This window comes from Thalassolituus pacificus (assembly GCF_025318105.1).
GTDB lineage: Bacteria > Pseudomonadota > Gammaproteobacteria > Pseudomonadales > Oceanobacteraceae > Venatoribacter > Venatoribacter pacificus.
Window position 1 is genome coordinate 541237 of record NZ_JAOANI010000028.1, and the last position, 17052, is coordinate 558288.

The 17052-nt window shown below is 53.7% G+C and carries 15 protein-coding genes; 9 read left to right on the forward strand and 6 right to left on the reverse strand.

The features are described 5' to 3' along the window. Window positions 1-33 precede the first annotated feature (33 nt). Both NYR02_RS17210 and NYR02_RS17215 read left to right on the forward strand, forming a co-directional pair. Window positions 34-471: a gamma-glutamylcyclotransferase family protein gene (locus NYR02_RS17210; RefSeq protein WP_260977584.1), complete on the forward strand. Its 438-nt coding sequence runs from the start codon at window positions 34-36 to the stop codon at window positions 469-471. An 813-nt stretch (window positions 472-1284) separates the two neighbouring features. After that, window positions 1285-2025, forward strand: a complete 741-nt coding sequence (locus tag NYR02_RS17215) for a hypothetical protein (RefSeq protein ID WP_260977585.1) — start codon at window positions 1285-1287, stop codon at window positions 2023-2025. Between the two features lie 223 nt (window positions 2026-2248). On the opposite strand, the gene NYR02_RS17220 is transcribed toward NYR02_RS17215, so the two are convergent. Beyond that, window positions 2249-3739, reverse strand: coding sequence for an RsmB/NOP family class I SAM-dependent RNA methyltransferase (locus tag NYR02_RS17220; RefSeq protein WP_260977586.1), 1491 nt, complete (start codon window positions 3737-3739; stop codon window positions 2249-2251). Window positions 3740-3873: 134 nt separating this feature from the next. Further along, a complete protein-coding gene (locus NYR02_RS17225) occupies window positions 3874-4890 on the reverse strand; it encodes a helix-turn-helix domain-containing protein (RefSeq protein ID WP_260977587.1) in 1017 nt (338 codons plus the stop codon). Between the two features lie 270 nt (window positions 4891-5160). On the opposite strand from NYR02_RS17225, the gene NYR02_RS17230 reads away from it, so the two are divergent. Beyond that, window positions 5161-6006 carry a metal-dependent hydrolase gene (locus NYR02_RS17230; protein WP_260977588.1) on the forward strand — a complete coding sequence of 282 codons (846 nt, stop codon included), beginning with the start codon at window positions 5161-5163 and terminating at the stop codon, window positions 6004-6006. Window positions 6007-6190: 184 nt separating this feature from the next. On the opposite strand, the gene NYR02_RS17235 is transcribed toward NYR02_RS17230, so the two are convergent. Next, window positions 6191-6463 (reverse strand): hypothetical protein, encoded by a 273-nt coding sequence (locus NYR02_RS17235; protein ID WP_260977589.1) that lies wholly within the window; start codon window positions 6461-6463, stop codon window positions 6191-6193. Between the two features lie 239 nt (window positions 6464-6702). Between NYR02_RS17235 and NYR02_RS17240 the strand changes: the two genes are divergently transcribed. The 3 genes from NYR02_RS17240 to tmpT all read left to right on the forward strand — a co-directional run bounded on the left by NYR02_RS17240 (window position 6703) and on the right by tmpT (window position 8521). Continuing rightward, complete coding sequence (locus NYR02_RS17240; RefSeq protein ID WP_260977590.1) at window positions 6703-7272, forward strand: PhnA domain-containing protein; 570 nt, start codon at window positions 6703-6705, stop codon at window positions 7270-7272. A 107-nt stretch (window positions 7273-7379) separates the two neighbouring features. After that, complete coding sequence (locus tag NYR02_RS17245) at window positions 7380-7739, forward strand: VOC family protein (protein ID WP_260977591.1); 360 nt, start codon at window positions 7380-7382, stop codon at window positions 7737-7739. 107 nt (window positions 7740-7846) lie between these two features. Further along, window positions 7847-8521 carry a thiopurine S-methyltransferase gene (gene tmpT, locus NYR02_RS17250; protein WP_260977592.1) on the forward strand — a complete coding sequence of 225 codons (675 nt, stop codon included), beginning with the start codon at window positions 7847-7849 and terminating at the stop codon, window positions 8519-8521. A gap of 26 nt (window positions 8522-8547) precedes the next feature. On the opposite strand, the gene tsaA is transcribed toward tmpT, so the two are convergent. Further along, window positions 8548-9288, reverse strand: coding sequence for a tRNA (N6-threonylcarbamoyladenosine(37)-N6)-methyltransferase TrmO (gene tsaA, locus NYR02_RS17255; RefSeq protein WP_260977593.1), 741 nt, complete (start codon window positions 9286-9288; stop codon window positions 8548-8550). Between the two features lie 355 nt (window positions 9289-9643). Between tsaA and NYR02_RS17260 the strand changes: the two genes are divergently transcribed. After that, the gene (locus NYR02_RS17260; protein WP_260977594.1) at window positions 9644-11191 is read left to right on the forward strand and encodes an OmpP1/FadL family transporter; all 1548 of its coding nucleotides are present in this window, start codon (window positions 9644-9646) and stop codon (window positions 11189-11191) included. A 121-nt stretch (window positions 11192-11312) separates the two neighbouring features. Here NYR02_RS17260 and ccoG read toward each other — a convergent pair whose 3' ends face one another. Together ccoG and NYR02_RS17270 are read right to left on the reverse strand one after the other, a co-directional pair. Next, window positions 11313-12710 (reverse strand): cytochrome c oxidase accessory protein CcoG, encoded by a 1398-nt coding sequence (ccoG, locus tag NYR02_RS17265; protein WP_260977595.1) that lies wholly within the window; start codon window positions 12708-12710, stop codon window positions 11313-11315. 193 nt (window positions 12711-12903) lie between these two features. Continuing rightward, a complete protein-coding gene (locus tag NYR02_RS17270) occupies window positions 12904-14352 on the reverse strand; it encodes a sigma-54 interaction domain-containing protein (protein ID WP_260977596.1) in 1449 nt (482 codons plus the stop codon). Between the two features lie 152 nt (window positions 14353-14504). Here NYR02_RS17270 and NYR02_RS17275 point away from each other — a divergent pair, with 152 nt between their 5' ends. Next, window positions 14505-15557, forward strand: coding sequence for a DUF2333 family protein (locus tag NYR02_RS17275; RefSeq protein WP_260977597.1), 1053 nt, complete (start codon window positions 14505-14507; stop codon window positions 15555-15557). Window positions 15558-15920: 363 nt separating this feature from the next. Further along, window positions 15921-17051, forward strand: coding sequence for a DUF6160 family protein (locus NYR02_RS17280; protein WP_260977598.1), 1131 nt, complete (start codon window positions 15921-15923; stop codon window positions 17049-17051). Window position 17052: the final 1 nt, after the last annotated feature.

Sequence of the window (17052 nt, forward strand, 5' to 3'; positions counted from 1 at the left end):
TTACACTGCACACAAAATTCTGAGAGTTCAGCCATGAACGACTGGTTATTTGTCTACGGTACTCTGCAACAGCACTGGCTGGCGGATGAAACGATGTGGCCTGCCGCAGCCGATAAACAGGCATTACGGCAATTGCGCCGCGCCCTGCAACAACAGGCACGCTGGTGCGGGCCGGCACAGATCCGTGGCCGTCTGTATCGTGTGGCTCATTATCCGGGGCTGATCTGTGATCCGCGCGGTGACTGGATCAAGGGCGACCTGTACGCCTTGCGTCAGCCACAAAGCCTGTTGCCACTGCTGGATGCCTATGAGGAGTGCAGCCCGGCGTTCCCGCAACCGCATGAATATCAGCGCGTTCGCTGCCAAGTGCAGGTTATGGCGGAGAATAGTCAGCAGACGCTGACAAGACGCGCCTGGGTATATCGCTATAACTGTTCTGTGGCGGGGTTGGAGCGGTTGGCGGGTTACTGAAAAGTGGTTCACGGCTTAACGGTTTTTTAATCAGCGGGTAGGGTGGGCACTGCCCACCGGCGATAACAACAAACAGTGTTTTTAACATCCAGGCCTGTTGCCTCCCAGGGGAACTTATCCCCTTGCCGGCGTGGCTTTTATACCTGACCGCCATGGATGGCGGAAATGCATGTTTTGCAGGAGCGAAAACAGGCCCAGCTTCGCGCTGTGCAGGACTTAATCCGCTCCGAATAGTCCTGCGATCTTGGTAACGCGAATAATGGGCGGTACTCCGGGCATCCTGCCCTACGCCCTGGGGGTCAGCCTGCGGCTGCTCAATTTTGTTCCAGACAAAATTGTCCATGCCCTATTCGCTCGCCCGGCATCCATGCTGGGACGTACCGGCGCAGCATTATTCAAACCTGCGTCCTGCAGACGCATTGATTATTCCGCCAAGCGGCTTTTCACACTAAGAGTGGCTGTACATTAGTTTCTTTAGTTTTTGTGTGAAGAATACTCATAGAAGGAATAGTGTGGGTTAGAGTGGTGAGCAATTAAAGACATGTTAAAGTCAAGGCAAGACGACAGGATTATGTTGATAAGGTTCGATGGAACAAAAATGGATGGTGTTTACTCTACTGATGACTATATAGATGGAAACAGAAATAGCCCGTCAAAAGTTACCGAATACATATTAGAACGAGTTTAGATAAATATCATGGTTAATAGCGACCCCTAATAAGAAGGGGGATGCTCCCGATTTTTCATTGTTTTACCATAAGATAATCCACTACACTGGTTCACTGAGTATGGCGTTAGGATTCAAGGAGAGGTATGAAGTTCAAGTTATTTCCCAGTGATCATGAGAAAACACTATTCATAGCGATAGCTTCCTTCTGTATGGGGATCTCGATAGGGCTAATGCCGGCTCTGGATGCAAAAACAATTTTAGGTGCTGTGGTAACGCTGGTTGCTGCATTTGCTGGTGCATTTTTTGCCTATAAGTTCAACGCCGATCGAGAGCGGCGAAGAAAAAATGAAATTGATTTAGCCTCTGCGAATAGAGCCATTTTTACATTGGTGCGTGTCTATAACTATGTAGCAGGCTTCAATAAGCAATTCTTAAAGGATTATTCCGGGAGTCCGGATGCATATGTTGCTATCAAGCCATCTCTAGGAAACTCCGATCCAGACTGGAAATTGGATTATGACTCAATTTCGTTCTTAATTTCAGAGGGGAAGTCGGAGATATTGACGGAGTTAACAGAAATCGAAGAGATTTTTACAATATTTAATACGACAGTGAAAACAAGAAATCACATACATATTAATATTGTTCAGCCAGCAATGGAAGCCGCAGGTTTTGTGGATGGAGCATCTGTCAGTTTAGATGATATTGACAGGGTTCTTGGAGATAGAATTTCGACAACAATGAAAAGTGTAACATCTGAATTAATAGAACTTACTCAACGTGGTGAGGAACAGTTGGAAGGCCTGATAAAAAAAATGCACGAAATTATGGTTGAAATATTTCCAGGAAAAAATGTTATCCGGATGGAAAAAATTGACAAATAAGAAATGGACGGCGGTGAGATCATTGCCGCTTCTTGAAGCATTGATCGCGTTAGTAACTTTAGGGATACAACTATTAGAAATTGATTAGTATTTTATCGATGTTTCTTTTTTCAATTTATTTTTTGGGGGCTAGGGATTTGGCAGCTTTGAACATTCAGTTAGAAAACACTAACCAACTAAGCTGCAGCCGGAGTAACCCCTGTCACTCCGGCCATAAAACCGCTCAGCTGCCTGCCTTCTTCATTACCGCTACAAACATACAGTCACAGTCATCTTCCGGAGCACCGAGCATTTGCTGGCTTTGCAGGCTGAAGGTCGGGTTGGCCTGCAGGAAGGCGCTGACGATGTCTTCGTTTTCGCTTACCTGCCAGCTGCAGGTGGCGTACACCAGCATGCCGTCGGGGCGTACGGCCGGTGCGGCCTGGGTCAGAATATTCAGTTGAATCTGTTGCAGTTCGCTGCTGTCGGCACTGTTAAAGCGCCAGCGGGCATCGGGGTTGCGGCGCCAGGTGCCGGCAGAGCTGCAGGGCGCGTCGATCAGTACTTTGTCGAAGCCCTGCTGGCGGGCAATTTCCTGTGGCAGTCGCAGTGGGGCGACGGCATCCCACAAAAAAGTCCGCACATTACGCGCACCGGCGCGGCTGGCACGGCGTTTTAATTCATCCAGTTTGTACTGATGCAGGTCGGTGGCGATCACTGCGCCTTTGTTGTTCATCTTTCCGGCTAACGCCAGCGTTTTGCCACCGGCTCCGGCGCAGGCATCCCAGATTTTGTCGCCAGGTTTGGCATTCAGTGCGGCGGCAATGTGTTGGCTGGCCAGGTCCTGAATTTCAATTACGCCGCTGCGGTACAGCTCGCTGCTGTTAACGCCACGGCCACCGCTGGCGCAGAGGTGGTCGTCACGCAGCTGGGCGCTGACGCCTTCTTCCTGCAGGCGCTGCTGCAGAACTTTTAAGGGGCGGGCGTCGGCCGGTAATTCGCTCAGGCGCAGATCATTAATGCGCAGCCACAGCGGCGGGAAGCCATTCTGCATATTGAGGAAGCGTTGCAGATCACTGTCTGACCAGTGGCTGCGGGTTGCACGCTGCTGTAACAGGGGTTGCCAGGTCGGGCGCACGCCATGCCAGAGCAGGGCGGGTGGTGATAACGGATTGGCTTTAACCTGATGTTCGATATTGGCGAACAGGTGGGCGCGTTGCTCGTCCTGACGCACCATTCGCACGAAATTCCAGGGCTGCAGGCTGCGCAGCTGAATCCAGTACCAGAACGCGCTGGGGTGCATGGTATCGGCTGCGGCTGACTGCCATTGTTGATCCCAGCTCAGCCAGTCGCAGTGAACGGCATCACTGCTGAGGCCGTTGCGTCCATTGAGCATATCTTCCAGCGCGCAGGCCAGTTGCTGAAAGCGCAGGGCGCTGAACATGGCTTCGCTCAGCGGCAGGGTGTTGTCGGCTGCATCGGCCTGGCGTGAGGTGCGCAGCTGGCCGCGCAACCAGCGGTCGAGTGGGGGCTTAACGGCCTGTGCTTGCCATTGTGACCAGAGCTGAATAATACGGGCTTCGTTACCGGCTCCCGCGCTGCGGCGTCCGTTGTTTTGGTTCTGGCTTTGTCTTTGTTTTTGCGGAGGGCGTGAACTATGGCTTTTGGCCGGACGTTTTTTGCTTTTTCCGAATGTGGAGCCGGAATTTTTGGCCGGGCCTTGGGGTTTGCGCATAGTGAATATCTGCCGTTGCGGAGCGAAAGGGGCCTTAGATACGGAAAAGCTACGGCGCTGACCAGTTAAAAGAGTTTATCAATATTTCGTTATTGATCCTTTTTAGCTATTAAGGCTGTTTGTCAGTGTTTGGCTCAGGCGCTCTGGCGGTATTGCGAGGGGGATACACCGGACCAGGCTTTAAAGGCTTTGGCGAAGTTACTGGCATCGCTGTAGCCCAATTGTTCGGCGATCAGGTCAATGGCCAGGTCTTCCTGCTTCAGCAGACGCTGAGCATGGCGGTAGCGGACATCGTCTTTTAACTGCTGAAAACTGCTGCTGTCGGCTTTCAGCTTGCGGTTCAGGGTAGCGGCTGACATACACAGCATGGAGGCAACATGCTCGACGGTCGGCATATCCTGCAGGCGGTCATTCAGAATTTCCCGCACTTTACCGCTGACCGAGCCGCTTTGCGTCAGGCTGGTCAGCGCGGTTTGCAGCTGTTGCTCTGCCAGGGTTTCCAGTTCCGGGTTAAAGAAGGGCAGTGGATGCTCCAGAGCACTGGCCGGCCAGGTAAGGCTGTTATGGCGCTGATCACCGATCACGCTGCAATGGGGCAGGGTGTTTTGCCCGGTGAGGCTGGCGGGACAGGTGAGATGAATGCAGCTTTCTGCTTCGCGTCCGTAATTGCCGACCAGGGTGCGGCAGATGGTTTCAACGCTGCTGAGAAACGCCAGAGTGATAAACGGCCCGGCAACCGGGTTGTCGAAACGCGGGGTGATGGTTAGGTGGCGCTGATGTTCGCTGCTGGCGCGGGCGATTTCGAAAATCTGGGCGCGGGTTTCGACATAACGCATTACTTTTAATGCCGCATCGCCCATGGTGGCGCTGTACTGTGCGGCGTAACCCAAAGCGCCATGCTTGGACAGGGTCATGCGTTTACCGTATTCCAGTGCAATGCCGAGGTCGTTGGTCAGGTTGCAGAAGCGCTCGATGACGTTCAGGCAGGATTCGTGGCCAACGGGGACTCCCGGCTGGAACAGAATCTGTTCCGGCAGGCCAGAGTCGATCAGCAGTTCGGCGGCAGAAATGCCACGCTCAAAGGCCAGTTCGGTCAGCAGAATCAGATAATCGGAGGAGATACTGTAAGCGCCGGTGCCGGTGGTCTTCATACCTGGTGCTATGCCTGTCGGTTGTTATTGTCTTGTTGCTGATGGCGGTGTACTGCGCCCCGCTGATGCTGTGTTTGCGCTTTTTGCACTGGAGAGTGCAAGCTTATCACCGGAGCCGCTGGTACGGAGTATGTCATAGTAGTTGCAATGTCAGTATGTCTTATCTGGCCACAAAACCGCAGTACAAACCTGCTTGCAGCCTCCCTCGATTCGTTGCGTTATAAGGCCCAGGCTGCAGGTGGCAATGTTATTTATCCCTGGAGTAACCCCATGACTGAGCACAACAATAAATCGCAGTCTGTAGAGATTAAACCACGGCGCATGGCCTTTGATACGGCCGCCCCGATGCGCAAATACACCTTTAAAGATAACTCGCTGGTCAGCACGTTTTTTTATTCACTGTCGGCGTTGTTTCCGGATGGTGAACGTTTTTTTATTCACTCGGTGCGTAATTACCAGAACGAAATCAAAGACCCGGTACTACTGGCGCAGATCCGTGGTTTTATCGGCCAGGAAGCCCATCACGGTCATTCCCACGAGGGCCTGAACAACACCATTCATGATATGGGCTTTCCCATGCATGAAATTACCAACCGCTTGCAGAAGCGCATTGGTTTTCTGAAAAAGAAATTAGGCCGTGGCCGCCAGCTGGCACTGACCGTGGCGATGGAGCATTTCACGGCATCGATGGCTGAATTTCTGCTGAAAAACCCGGAAATTCTCGACGACGTTGATCCGACCATCCGCCAGATGCTGATCTGGCATGCGGTGGAAGAAATTGAACATAAGGCGGTGGCCTTTGATATTTACCGCCTGAAAGTGAATAACGAAAAGCTGCGCAAGCGGGTGATGTTTATTTCCATTATCGGCCTGTTCTCGCGTCTGGCGTATTACCAGTTCCTGATGCTGAAAGCCGATCGTCATTTCCCCAGCCTGCGCGAGTGGGTCGAAGCCACCAAATTCTTCTGGGGCAAAAAAGGCATTCTGCGTGACAATTTGAAGTCGATGCGTCTGTTCTTTCAGGATGGTTTTCATCCATGGGATATCGACCAGCATGCACTGATCGACGGCTGGCAGGAACGCTTCCCTGATATTGCTGCTCTGCAGATGAACTGAATCCAGATTAAAGGATGCAGACAAAACTCGCTCGCGCGGTAATGCTGTTCAATTAACCAGCCAGCCAGCGCTGACTGCATTTGAACAGCCTTTGCGGGGCAAGCCCCTGCGCCCCAATCCGGGGAACTTCTCCCCGGGCCCCTGCTTTGCGCTTTCTGGCCCGTAATCCTTATTCACACGTTTTTTACTGACCACGCGTATATTGGCCATCCATGGCCACATACGCTTGTCTGGCATCCATGCCAGTCAGATCGTAAAAATCATCGTTCATGGCGGCGGGCCCAGAGGCGCGGTTTATCCCAGCTGCAACGTCGCTTTTATCGAACAGCAATGTCCGTTCTGAAAAGCCGCTTAGCGGAATAATCAATGCGCCTGCAGGACGCCGGTTTGAATAATGCTGCGCCGGTACGCCCCAGCATGGATGCCGGGCGAGCGAATAGGGCCATGGATGGCCCATTATTCGCGTTACCGAGATCGCAGGATTATTCAGAGCGGATTAAGTCCTGCACAGCGCGAAGCTGGGGTCGCCCGCCGGCAAGGGGATAAGTTCCCCTGTGAGGCATTGGGCGTTTCAAAATGATTTAAAACGTTAAGTTAACAGCATTACGCCCTGATGGGGCTTTACAGTTTTTGACACAGGCGACAAAAAGGGTGCTTTTGTGCATAATAGCCCGCCTTAATTTAAGGGTAATGCTTATGTCCATCGAACAAAGTCTGCTGCAGCGCGCGGCTAATCAATGCGAGCTGTGTACTTCTGCCAATGATCTTTCCCCTTTTCTGGTGCCTCCGCACAGTCAACTGACCGTCGACAGCGGTGTTGTGCTTTGTGCAACCTGTAAAGCACAGGTCGAAGGCGGTGAGCCGGATGCTAACCACTGGCGTTGCCTGAATGACAGCATGTGGAGTCAGGTACCGGCGGTGCAGGTATTGGCTTACCGTATGCTGAAGCGTCTGTCGGCCGAGCCATGGGCTCAGGATCTGCTGGACGTGATGTATATGGAAGAAGACACCCGTAAATGGGCCGAAACCAGTGCGGCATCAGCCGATGATGACCGTGAGCCAACCCGCGACAGCAACGGTGCGGTTTTGCAGGCTGGCGATAACGTTACCCTGATCAAAGACCTGGATGTTAAAGGCGCTAACTTTACCGCTAAGCGCGGCACCATGGTGCGTGGTATCGGCCTGACCGATAACCCGGAACACATTGAAGGCCGTGTGAACGGTACGCGGATTGTAATTATCAGCGCGTACACCAAAAAAGCCTGAGTTACGAAACTGATCGTCTCAAAAGCCGGATGTTTTCCGGCTTTTTTGTGGCCGTTATTCAGTCTATGGTGATGTACTTTATTCACCGCCAGATACAGGAAGTATGTATGCAGGAAAAATTAAATTACGTCGAATTCTCCAGCCGCGATCTGAATGCAACTAAAACCTTTTTTCAGCAGGTTTTTGGCTGGACGTTTCAGGACTATGGCCCGGAATACTGTGCTTTTTTTGCTGCCGAAGCGGGTATGGATGGTGGTTTTTATTTTGATAAAGACAAAGGCCCGGCAGCCGTCGGTGCATTGCTGGTGCTTTATTCTGCGGAGCTGGAGAGCTGTCTGGCACGGGTAGAAGCGGCGGGGGCGCAAATAACCAAGGCCGTGTTCAGCTTTCCCGGTGGCCGCCGTTTTCATTTTTCTGAGCCGGGTGGTAATGAGCTGGCCGTCTGGTCGGACAAAGCAGCGGAATAGGTCGGCAGAGGGCGACCAGAGTCGGATTGGAATAAGCATGTCTGATCGGTTATAACCAACCTTTGCGCCGCATTATCGGCGTGTAGAGATTGGCAAATGAGGTATCCATGCACAGCGAATTCTGGCACGACAAATGGTCAAAAAAAGAGATTGGTTTTCACCTCGATGAAGTGAATAAAGTCCTGCTGAAATACTGGCCGGATATGCAGCTGGCGGCAGGCAATAATGTGCTGTTGCCGCTGTGCGGAAAAACCCTGGACCTGTTTTGGCTGCGCCAGGCCGGTTATGGCGTGGTCGGCATTGAACTCAGTGAGATTGCGCTGGACGAACTGGCCGCCCAGCTGACTCAGGAGCTGGATATTGCCATCGAAAAAAGCCGTGAAGGTGAGCAGGTGCTGTATCGCGGTGATGGCGTATTGTTGATTGCCGGTGATTTTTTCGCGGTTAACCGGGCGCAACTGCAACGGGAACTGGGGGGCGATGTTGCTGCGGTGTACGATCGCGCCGCGCTGGTGGCGTTACCGGAAAGCATGCGCCAACAATACAGCCAACACCTGCATGCGCTCAGCCACGGTGCTGCGCAGATGCTGATTACCCTGGATTACGATCAGAGCCTGATGGATGGGCCGCCGTTTGCCGTCAGCGATGATGAGGTAAAAGCGCATTACCAAACGTTGTTCGAGCTGACACTGGTTGAAGAGCGCGAACTGATCGAACAGGAGCCGCGCTTTAAAGCCCGTGGCCTGGCATCCTTTAAGCAGCGGTTGTATTTTTTACGCTGAGTGCGGATGCCGGGCTGTGGCGGAGCTTATACGGCTCCGCCAGTCTCAACCGCCAGAACACAAATCCCGCCGCTTTGCGGGTAGTGCCAGACCACATTGAGATCCCAGAACCGCACACCATATCGACGCTCCGGATCAGGCTGTTGGTAGGCCGGTTTGGGGTCTTGTGCCAGACACTGTTCCACCAGTGCCACCACGTCTTCTCCCAGTCTTTGACCCTGTAGTTGTGCGTCAGCCCGCGCCTCTGCTTGCCAGCGGACGCTGACCGTTGCCGGAGCTTCGCTGGCGATGCCGTTGTGTGCCGCGCTAATGCTGTCGGCATAGGGAACGTAGGGTTTAATATCAAGGATTGGGGTTCCGTCGAGCAGGTCGACACCGGATACCCACAGCCGTGTTCCTTCTACTTTCTCCAGCTTAACCACCGACTGACCGATACCATTGGGGCGGTGAGTGCTGCGTGTGGCAAACACGCCTAATTTTTCATTGCCGCCAAGACGCGGCGGCCGTACCCGCAGGCGTGGGGCCGCAGGATCATCGGCCGGAGCCTGATGAAACTGAAACAGCAGCCAGATATGACTGACCTGTTCCAGCCCGACCAGCGCTTCCGGCTGATTGTAAGGCGGCAGCAGTTCAATCACTGCCCGTGCAGCGGTTGCCAGTTGCGGCTGGCGCGGAATGGCGAACTTTTCAGCAAACGGCGTGTGTGCAATGGCGACGGGCTGCACGCTGGTGGGGCTGATTGCAGAATTTATGGCTGCGGGAGTCATAGCGGATCATTCCGGCAAAAGCGGCAGTATACCTGCCAGCGTACGGCTGGGACGACCCCGTTATGACGTTGCGGTGGTGTGAGCTGGCTGTGCGACAAGCTCGCGCTGACCTTGCCGCGAGGCACAGGTTCCGTGGTGGTTTTTTCAATACTGAACATGAATGTTCAAAAAAGTCATTTTAAGCCTAATTTGTTTCAATAAGTTACCTAATGGTTACCATCTGATACAAATTGGCCGATTTTGTGCTGGCATACTGCCGCCGCATTCCGACGAACAGCAATAAATCTGTCGGTTATTCCGCCTGTGGGGTTCTCCTGACCGGGCGGCTCACGTAGCGTTTCAGCAAGGTGTTCAGATGTTCAATAAACCATCCGTTCTGGCGGTTGCCGTAGCGGCAGCTTCCCTGTTTAGTGCCGGTGTTCAGGCTTCCGGTTTTAAAATCAATGAGCAAAGCGCCAGTGGTGCAGGCCGTGCATTTGCCGGCAGTGCTGCGGTTGCTAATGATGCTTCTGTGGTGTTCTTTAACCCGGCCGGTATGAGCCGTCTTGAGCGCTCCCAGGCCAGCTTTGGTTTTACCTATCTGCAGCTGGAAGGCAGTTTTGAAGGTGTGCGTACTGATGCAACCGGTCGGAACAGCAACTTGGCAGTAAGCCCAACTACACCGTACGGCGAAGCCGGTGTGTATAACGATGGCGGCGATTTTATGCCGGATAAAGTCATTCCGTTTGGCTATATCGTGCACAAGCTGGATGACAAAGCGGCCGTGGGTCTGGGTATCTTCGCGCCCTTTGGCACGGCAACCGATTACAAACAGGGTTCTTTGGCCAGTGGCTTTGCCGATGAGACACAGCTGTCTGCCATCGATATTCAGCCAACCTTTTCTTACATGCTGAGTGACACCCTGTCATTCGGTGTGGGTATTGATATCGTTTACGCTCAGGGACTGCTGAGTAAAGAACTGGATCTGGTTCCTCTGTCGGCAGCTTACAGCGCTGCTCAGGGTGGTCAGGCAATTAACCCGGAAGATTACCGTGGTTACGAAAATAAGTTTGAAGTCAGCGGTGATGACATTGGTTATGGCTGGAACTTCGGCGTGATGTGGGACGCCAGCCAGGCAACCACACTGGGCTTTGCCTACCGCTCCGAGATCGACTTTGATCTGGAAGGTAAGTCTGAGTTCAAACAGTCCACAGGTGTAATGGCTTATTCCGCCGGTTCCAATGCGATTGTTCCGGCGGATACCAATGCCGATAAAACCCGCATCAATGCACTGGAGACCGCTATTGCTACCGGAACTCCTGACATGACGCCTTTGGATGCTAATGGCAATCCGGCTACCGGGACTATTGGCAAACAGGATTCGCGTGTGCCTCTGACTGGCCCGCGTTCGGCAACCTTCAGTCTGGCTCACCAGCTGAACGATCGTCTGCAACTGTTAGCGGGTGCGACCTGGACGGACTGGTCATCGTTCAAATACTTCGACGTGATTGCGACCAAGTCCGGCACGATCGATGACATCAGCGGTCTGGGTGAAAATTACATCGGTCATATTGTTGAAAAATGGCATGACACCTGGTCTTACTCCCTGGGTGCTGAGTACAGCCTGAATCAGGACTGGACCCTGCGTACCGGTTACGCTTTTGATGCTTCACCGGTTGAAGACAAGCACCGTACAGCACGAGTACCGGATAACGACCGTCAGTGGCTGACGGCGGGTGCAACCTACAACCTGAACAGCAGCTGGAGCTTTGATGCGGCGGTGGCTTACCTGTTTATCGACAAATCCAAGATTGATGAATACAACTACGATCTGGACGATAACCAGAAAGGCTATGACAACCTGAAAGGCGAATTTGACGTGAATGCGTTGGGTCTGTCGTTCCAGGCAAACTACCGTATGTAACTGCCGTATGTAACTACCGAATGTAAGTTCCTTTGGGAGTTACCCGGAGCCGCTGATAGCGGATCAAAAAAGCCCGTATGGACAACCATACGGGCTTTTTTGTGGGCGTTGATTCGCTGCCTTAATGGTTTGCAGCGAGGTTGGCGGTACGCACTCTGGGGTTGGTAAAGCGCGCTGGCAGGCTCTTGTGGTAGCCGCTGCGCTGATCTTCAATACGCAACTCCAGTGCCTGGCTTGGGGTCTCGGTCGTACGTTCGATATCCAGACTGTGCGCGGCGCGCTGACCGGCGCTCAGCGTTGTCTGCAGCACGGCGTCTTGCTGGTCGTACACCGTCAGTTGCATATCTTCATGACTGCGGTTGTGCAGCTTCAGGGTATAGCGGTTAATCAGCGTGTCGTCCGGCGTCAGCTGGTACAGGGCCAGACGGTCGCGCTCCAGACTGGCAATTAAGGGCGGTTGCAGCAGCGTGTTGGCCAATACCACGACAAAGGCGCTGATCGCCAGAGCACCATAGCCCCACAGACGCCAGCGTTGCAGCGGGCTCAGCTGCTGTTCTGGTTGGTAGGTGATAAGGCCTATGGCGCGGCCGGTTTGCAACATCACTTTGTCACAGGCGTCGATACAGGCACCGCAGTCGATGCAAGCAATCTGCAGGCCGTCACGGATATCGATATTGGTCGGACAGACCTGTACACACAGGCCGCAGTCAATACAGTCGCCAGCGGCCTTATTCTCTGGGTTGTTCTTGCCGCGCGGCTCGCCACGGTCGGTATCGTAGCGCACGGTGCGCGTCTGGTTATCGAACATCACCGACTGAAAACGGGAGTAAGGACACATGTGGGTACAGACCGATTCGCGCAGCCAGCCTGCATTCAGGAAGGTGAGGGTACTGATCAGTATCAGCCAGAATGTGGCGACGCTGCTGACATCACCGCGGATTACATCACTCCACCACTGCGCCAGCGGGTAGAAATAGGCAATCATGGTGACGGCGGTGGCCAGACTGAGCAGTCCCCAGGCGGCAAACTTCAGTGCCCGGCGGATTTTCTGTTGGCGGTTGCCTTTGCCCTGATCCAGCTTGCGGCGCATCTGGCGTGAGCCTTCAATTTTTTCCTCCAGCCAGATAAACATAAAGGTCCATACCGTCTGTGGGCAACTGAAACCGCACCACAAGCGTCCGGCGTACATGGCGACAAAGAACAGCGCAAAGGCGCCACCAATCAGCAGGCCGCTGAGCAGCAGCAGATCTTCTGACCATAACAACCAACCGCCGATATGAAACTGTTGGGCGTTCAGATCAAAAAACACGGCCGGCTTACCCTGCCAGCTCAACCAGGGCGTGATAAAGAACAGGGCCAGCAACGGCCAGCCAACGGCGCGGCGCCAGTTACGGAACAGACCGTTGGCGAGTCTTACCCGGTGTGGCGGCTCATCAGCAATATGCATTGGAATGCGGTTGCTGTTGTGGCGGCGGACCGAGGCCAGCAGGGCAGAAAGCAGGGGTATACGGGGGATCATAAACATCAGAACCTGTGAAAATCTTCGACAGGCTCCTATGGCAACCGGCGTACCAGTTACTCAGGGTGCATAAACACTGGCTTGGCACAGGCTGTGGTGTACTCAGAAGCGACATATCGAGTTGATATTTCGCATCTGGTGATATGTCGCTTTTATTGGCGCTTAATGCCACATCTTTTTGGGTTGTGGGTTGTCAGAGCAGGCCCAGTTTTTTCATCCGTGAACGCAGGGTCGAGACCGGCAAACCCAGCAGCCTAGCCGCGCCGTTTTCGCCGCCGACCATGCCGGAACAGTAGTTCAGAGCGCGCAGGATATGCTGCTTTTCGGCATCGCTCAGGGGGAGCGGTTTCTCATTGCCATGGGGCTGATCCGAATGGATCGCGTTGCTGTGCAGCAAGGGCAGTTGCAGCTGGTCGGTGCTGAGAATCATACCGTGCTCAAGAACGTTGGCCAGCTCACGCACATTGCCCGGCCAGGGGTGATTCATTAACTGACGCAGCTGTGCAGGTTGCAGCACCAGTGCCTTACGGTTCAGACGGCTGGCCAGGCGTTGCAGCAGATGGGTGGCCAGCAGGGGAATATCGGCCTGCCGCTCACGCAGGGGCGGAACATGCAGGGGGAAAACATTCAGACGGAAATACAGATCGGAGCGGAACTGACCGCTTTGTACCATGGCGGCGAGATCGCGGTGAGTGGCGGCAATGATACGCACATCCACCTTAATGGTGTGCTGGCTGCCCAGGCGCTGGATTTCACCTTCCTGCAGGACACGCAGCAGTTTTACCTGAGCGGCGGCGGATAATTCGCCGATTTCATCCAGAAACAGAGTGCTGCCATCGGCCTGTTCAAAGCGGCCGATACGGCGTTGGTGGGCGCCGGTAAAGGCACCGCGTTCGTGGCCGAACAGTTCACTTTCGAGCAGGTTTTCGGCCATAGCACCGCAGTTAACCCGCACCATGGGCTTGGCCGCGCGCGGGCTTTGCTGATGCAGGCTGCGTGCGACCAGCTCTTTACCGCTGCCGCTCTCACCCAGAATCAGAACGCAACTGGGGGCTGGCGCGACCTGGCGGATACTGTGCTGCAGTTGCAGCATGCCGTCACTCTGGCCGAGCAGCTCTGATTCGCCCTGCTGATCGCGTAGTTCCTGTTGCAGATACTGATTTTCGGCCTGCAGCTGGCGTTGCAGTTGGCCAACCTGATCAAGAGCGGCCTGCAGTGAGCGCTGGTGTTGCAGGCGCTCACTGATGTCTTTAAACACCACCACCGCGCCGGTAATCACACCATTGTCGATGATGGCGCTGCTGGAATATTCCACCGGAAACCAGCTGCCGTCTTTACGCCAGAACACTTCCTGGTCGCTGTGTGCGCTGATGCCGGTCTGCAGGGTCTGGTAAATCGGGCAATCATCCTGTGGATAATGGCGGCCATCCACATGGCTGTGATGGTGAAAGCGGTGGATACTCTCTCCTTCAATTTCGGCCTGACTCCAGCCAGTCAGGCGCTCGGCTGCCGGATTTACAAAGGTGGCATGACCTGCCGCATTGAGGCCATAGACGCCTTCTGACATGGCTTCGAGAATACGCTGGTAGCGATGGCTGAGTTCGCTGTGGGTTAACGATGGTTGAGTTTGACTGGCGGACATTGCCTGGCCTCTGCTGACAGGGTCTCCCGTGTGGCGGCGGGACTGACTTATTGAGTCGCAGCAGTATATCAGCTGTGTGCCGCTTGTCCGAACGGTCGGCGGCGGTTAGGCTTGCTGCTGTTTTTTGCGATACAAACAAAGGAAAGGAAGATATGAAGGGGCAGTTGCAGAACAAAATACTGGATATGCGTGAGCGTCTGCAGGACTGGTGGACTGACGGCGGCGTAGCGCGCAGTGCTGTGCTTCTGGGATTGGTGGTCTACCTGCTGGTATGTCTTGTTCTGGGGTTTATCTGGAGTTCTGAACCGGAATTGTTCCCGGTGCGTGAGCGGGCCTTACAGCGTGCTGAAGCCATGGGGGTTGAACCGGTGGTGGGTTTCACCACCACCGCAACGCTGATGGAAGTGACTTCGGCACTGCTGAACAAACCCGGCGGCTATCTGAGTAATGATGTCTTCCCACCCGGATTGTGGCTCGATGATGTGCCGAACTGGGAATACGGCGTGCTGATTCAGGTGCGTGATTTTACCCGCGCCCTGCGTAAAGATTTCAGCCGCTCACAGAGCCAGTCCACCGAAGATAAAGACCTGTCGGTGGCCGAGCCGCAGCTGCATTTTGACAGTAACAGCTGGGCTGTGCCTTCTTCTGAGGCGGAATACGAGCGCGGCCTCAAGGCGCTGGATGGTTATCTGCACCGTCTGGCCGATCCGAAAGAACCCAGTGCGCAGTTTTATGCCCGCGCCGATAACCTGCGCCAGTGGCTGTTTGATGTCGAAACCCGTCTGGGCAGCCTGTCGCAGCGCTTAAGTGCTTCTGTTGGCAAGCGCCGCCTGAATACCGACCTCGCAGGTGACAGTACGGCGAGTCAGTCAACACCGGCTGATTACGATCAGGAAGTGAAAACGCCCTGGAGCCAGCTGGACGATGTCTTTTACGAAGCGCGCGGTACGGCCTGGGCGCTGTCGCATATTCTGCGCGCCATCGAAGTCGATTTCCGCGAAGTACTGGATAAGAAAAATGCGTTGGTGAGTCTGCGTCAGATTATCCGCGAGCTGGAAGCGACTCAGGAGCCGTTGTGGGCGCCGATGATTCTTAACGGCAGTGGCTTTGGCTTGTTCGCCAATCATTCATTGGTGATGGCGTCTTACATTTCCCGCGCCAATGCGGCGATTCTCGACCTGCGCGAGCTGTTATCGCAGGGCTGATGGTCTTTTCCGGACGGATTATTCCGTCCGGAGCTTCTCTTCTTTCCGCCTTCTTTTATCCCATTATTGTTCTTCTATCAGGCCATTATCTGGCTGTATCTGACCTGCCTTAATTTTCTGTTTGGACGCTGCTGGGCAAGCTCCCGCCGGGTGACGTAATCCGGTCCATTTCAGTGAACTTTACATAATGTTTAGTTGATTTGTAAGTCGTTGAAAATCAATGCAATTTCAGGTTTTTTGCCCTCGTTATGGAACGATCGTTTGACACCTAAGTAGCACGCAAGTTTTGATTCTGATATCTTGCACGTTCGTATCACCGCTAGTCCGTACGTATAACAACAATAAAAAATTAGGGAGAGTCAGATGGCATCAAAGTGCTGTCTCATCCTGGCCACCATGATGGCCGGTACACCTGCTCTGGCGCTTGAAGCGCTGGATGAAAGCTCGCTGTCGGAAGTGACAGGTCAGGCTCAGGGGTTGCGTTATACGTCGGAATACGACGCGCGTATTGATTCCATTTCTTATATCGACGATGACGGCCTGGGTGCAGATGGCACCGTGGGTAGTATTTCCATGTCGCCGATTCGTGTTTATACCCAAACCAACCGACCGGTTCAGGTTGATCTTGAAGTCAAAGACGTTGGTGGCCGTAAGGCGTTGGTGTTCACCAACCGCGATCTGCCGGTAGAGGTGGAAATAGGCTCCATTGCTATTAACCAATACTCCCTTGGTGGTTTTGGACAGGGCAATTTTCAGATGGCCGATGGCGATGCCATGGTGACGTATTTATACGCCGGTGGCTTTGATGGTAATGGTCTGACGCTGGATCTGGATATTCCCAATTCCATGTCTTATGAGACCTACATCGAAGACGACGGCACACGTTTCACAACCACCGTTGATTTCAGCGACCCTCGTGATGCAAATGGTGGCGGTCTTTTCCTTAAAGACATTACCTTCGACTTAGTTGGTGAAGGTCTGCGGATGGGTCTTCCTACCACGACCGGTGGCAACATTAACTTTTATAACGCCCGTGTTGGTGATGATGTTCTTAACAGCGCTGCGTTACGGAATATCGTATTGACGCCCGGTGGTTATCTGTTGATTAAGAATGCCCGCGGTGCCGGTGAGTATGGACTTGAGTTTGATACCGTTCTGAAGCAGGGCTCACAATTTGATTACGTGTATATCGCCGGTGAAGTGGACGGCACGTATCCCAATCCGAATGTGTTTGAAATGTCGGCGAATATCAGTCTGCTAAGCGACTTCAGCGTTAAAGGCATGCGCATGAACGTTGATGGTCAGCGGGGGCTGGTTTTTGATTTTGATAATACTGACGCAGCCAGCGGCGTAAGCGCAAATATGCTGATGCAGGATGTGACCCTGCAACGCAGTGATAAGGTGGCAGCTGCTGTCAATCCGGTGAGTATCGGCACGATGGATATTCAGATGAACCTGACCAATAACAGCTATTTACAGGTTGAGGGGCATTAAT

Coding starts and splice junctions, on each gene's coding strand:
- NYR02_RS17210 (WP_260977584.1), top strand. CDS start 34: ATGAACGACTGGTTATTTGTCTACGGTACTCTGCAACAGCACTGGCTG.
- NYR02_RS17215 (WP_260977585.1), top strand. CDS start 1,285: ATGAAGTTCAAGTTATTTCCCAGTGATCATGAGAAAACACTATTCATA.
- NYR02_RS17220 (WP_260977586.1), bottom strand. CDS start 3,739: ATGCGCAAACCCCAAGGCCCGGCCAAAAATTCCGGCTCCACATTCGGA.
- NYR02_RS17225 (WP_260977587.1), bottom strand. CDS start 4,890: ATGAAGACCACCGGCACCGGCGCTTACAGTATCTCCTCCGATTATCTG.
- NYR02_RS17230 (WP_260977588.1), top strand. CDS start 5,161: ATGACTGAGCACAACAATAAATCGCAGTCTGTAGAGATTAAACCACGG.
- NYR02_RS17235 (WP_260977589.1), bottom strand. CDS start 6,463: ATGGGCCATCCATGGCCCTATTCGCTCGCCCGGCATCCATGCTGGGGC.
- NYR02_RS17240 (WP_260977590.1), top strand. CDS start 6,703: ATGTCCATCGAACAAAGTCTGCTGCAGCGCGCGGCTAATCAATGCGAG.
- NYR02_RS17245 (WP_260977591.1), top strand. CDS start 7,380: ATGCAGGAAAAATTAAATTACGTCGAATTCTCCAGCCGCGATCTGAAT.
- tmpT (WP_260977592.1), top strand. CDS start 7,847: ATGCACAGCGAATTCTGGCACGACAAATGGTCAAAAAAAGAGATTGGT.
- tsaA (WP_260977593.1), bottom strand. CDS start 9,288: ATGACTCCCGCAGCCATAAATTCTGCAATCAGCCCCACCAGCGTGCAG.
- NYR02_RS17260 (WP_260977594.1), top strand. CDS start 9,644: ATGTTCAATAAACCATCCGTTCTGGCGGTTGCCGTAGCGGCAGCTTCC.
- ccoG (WP_260977595.1), bottom strand. CDS start 12,710: ATGATCCCCCGTATACCCCTGCTTTCTGCCCTGCTGGCCTCGGTCCGC.
- NYR02_RS17270 (WP_260977596.1), bottom strand. CDS start 14,352: ATGTCCGCCAGTCAAACTCAACCATCGTTAACCCACAGCGAACTCAGC.
- NYR02_RS17275 (WP_260977597.1), top strand. CDS start 14,505: ATGAAGGGGCAGTTGCAGAACAAAATACTGGATATGCGTGAGCGTCTG.
- NYR02_RS17280 (WP_260977598.1), top strand. CDS start 15,921: ATGGCATCAAAGTGCTGTCTCATCCTGGCCACCATGATGGCCGGTACA.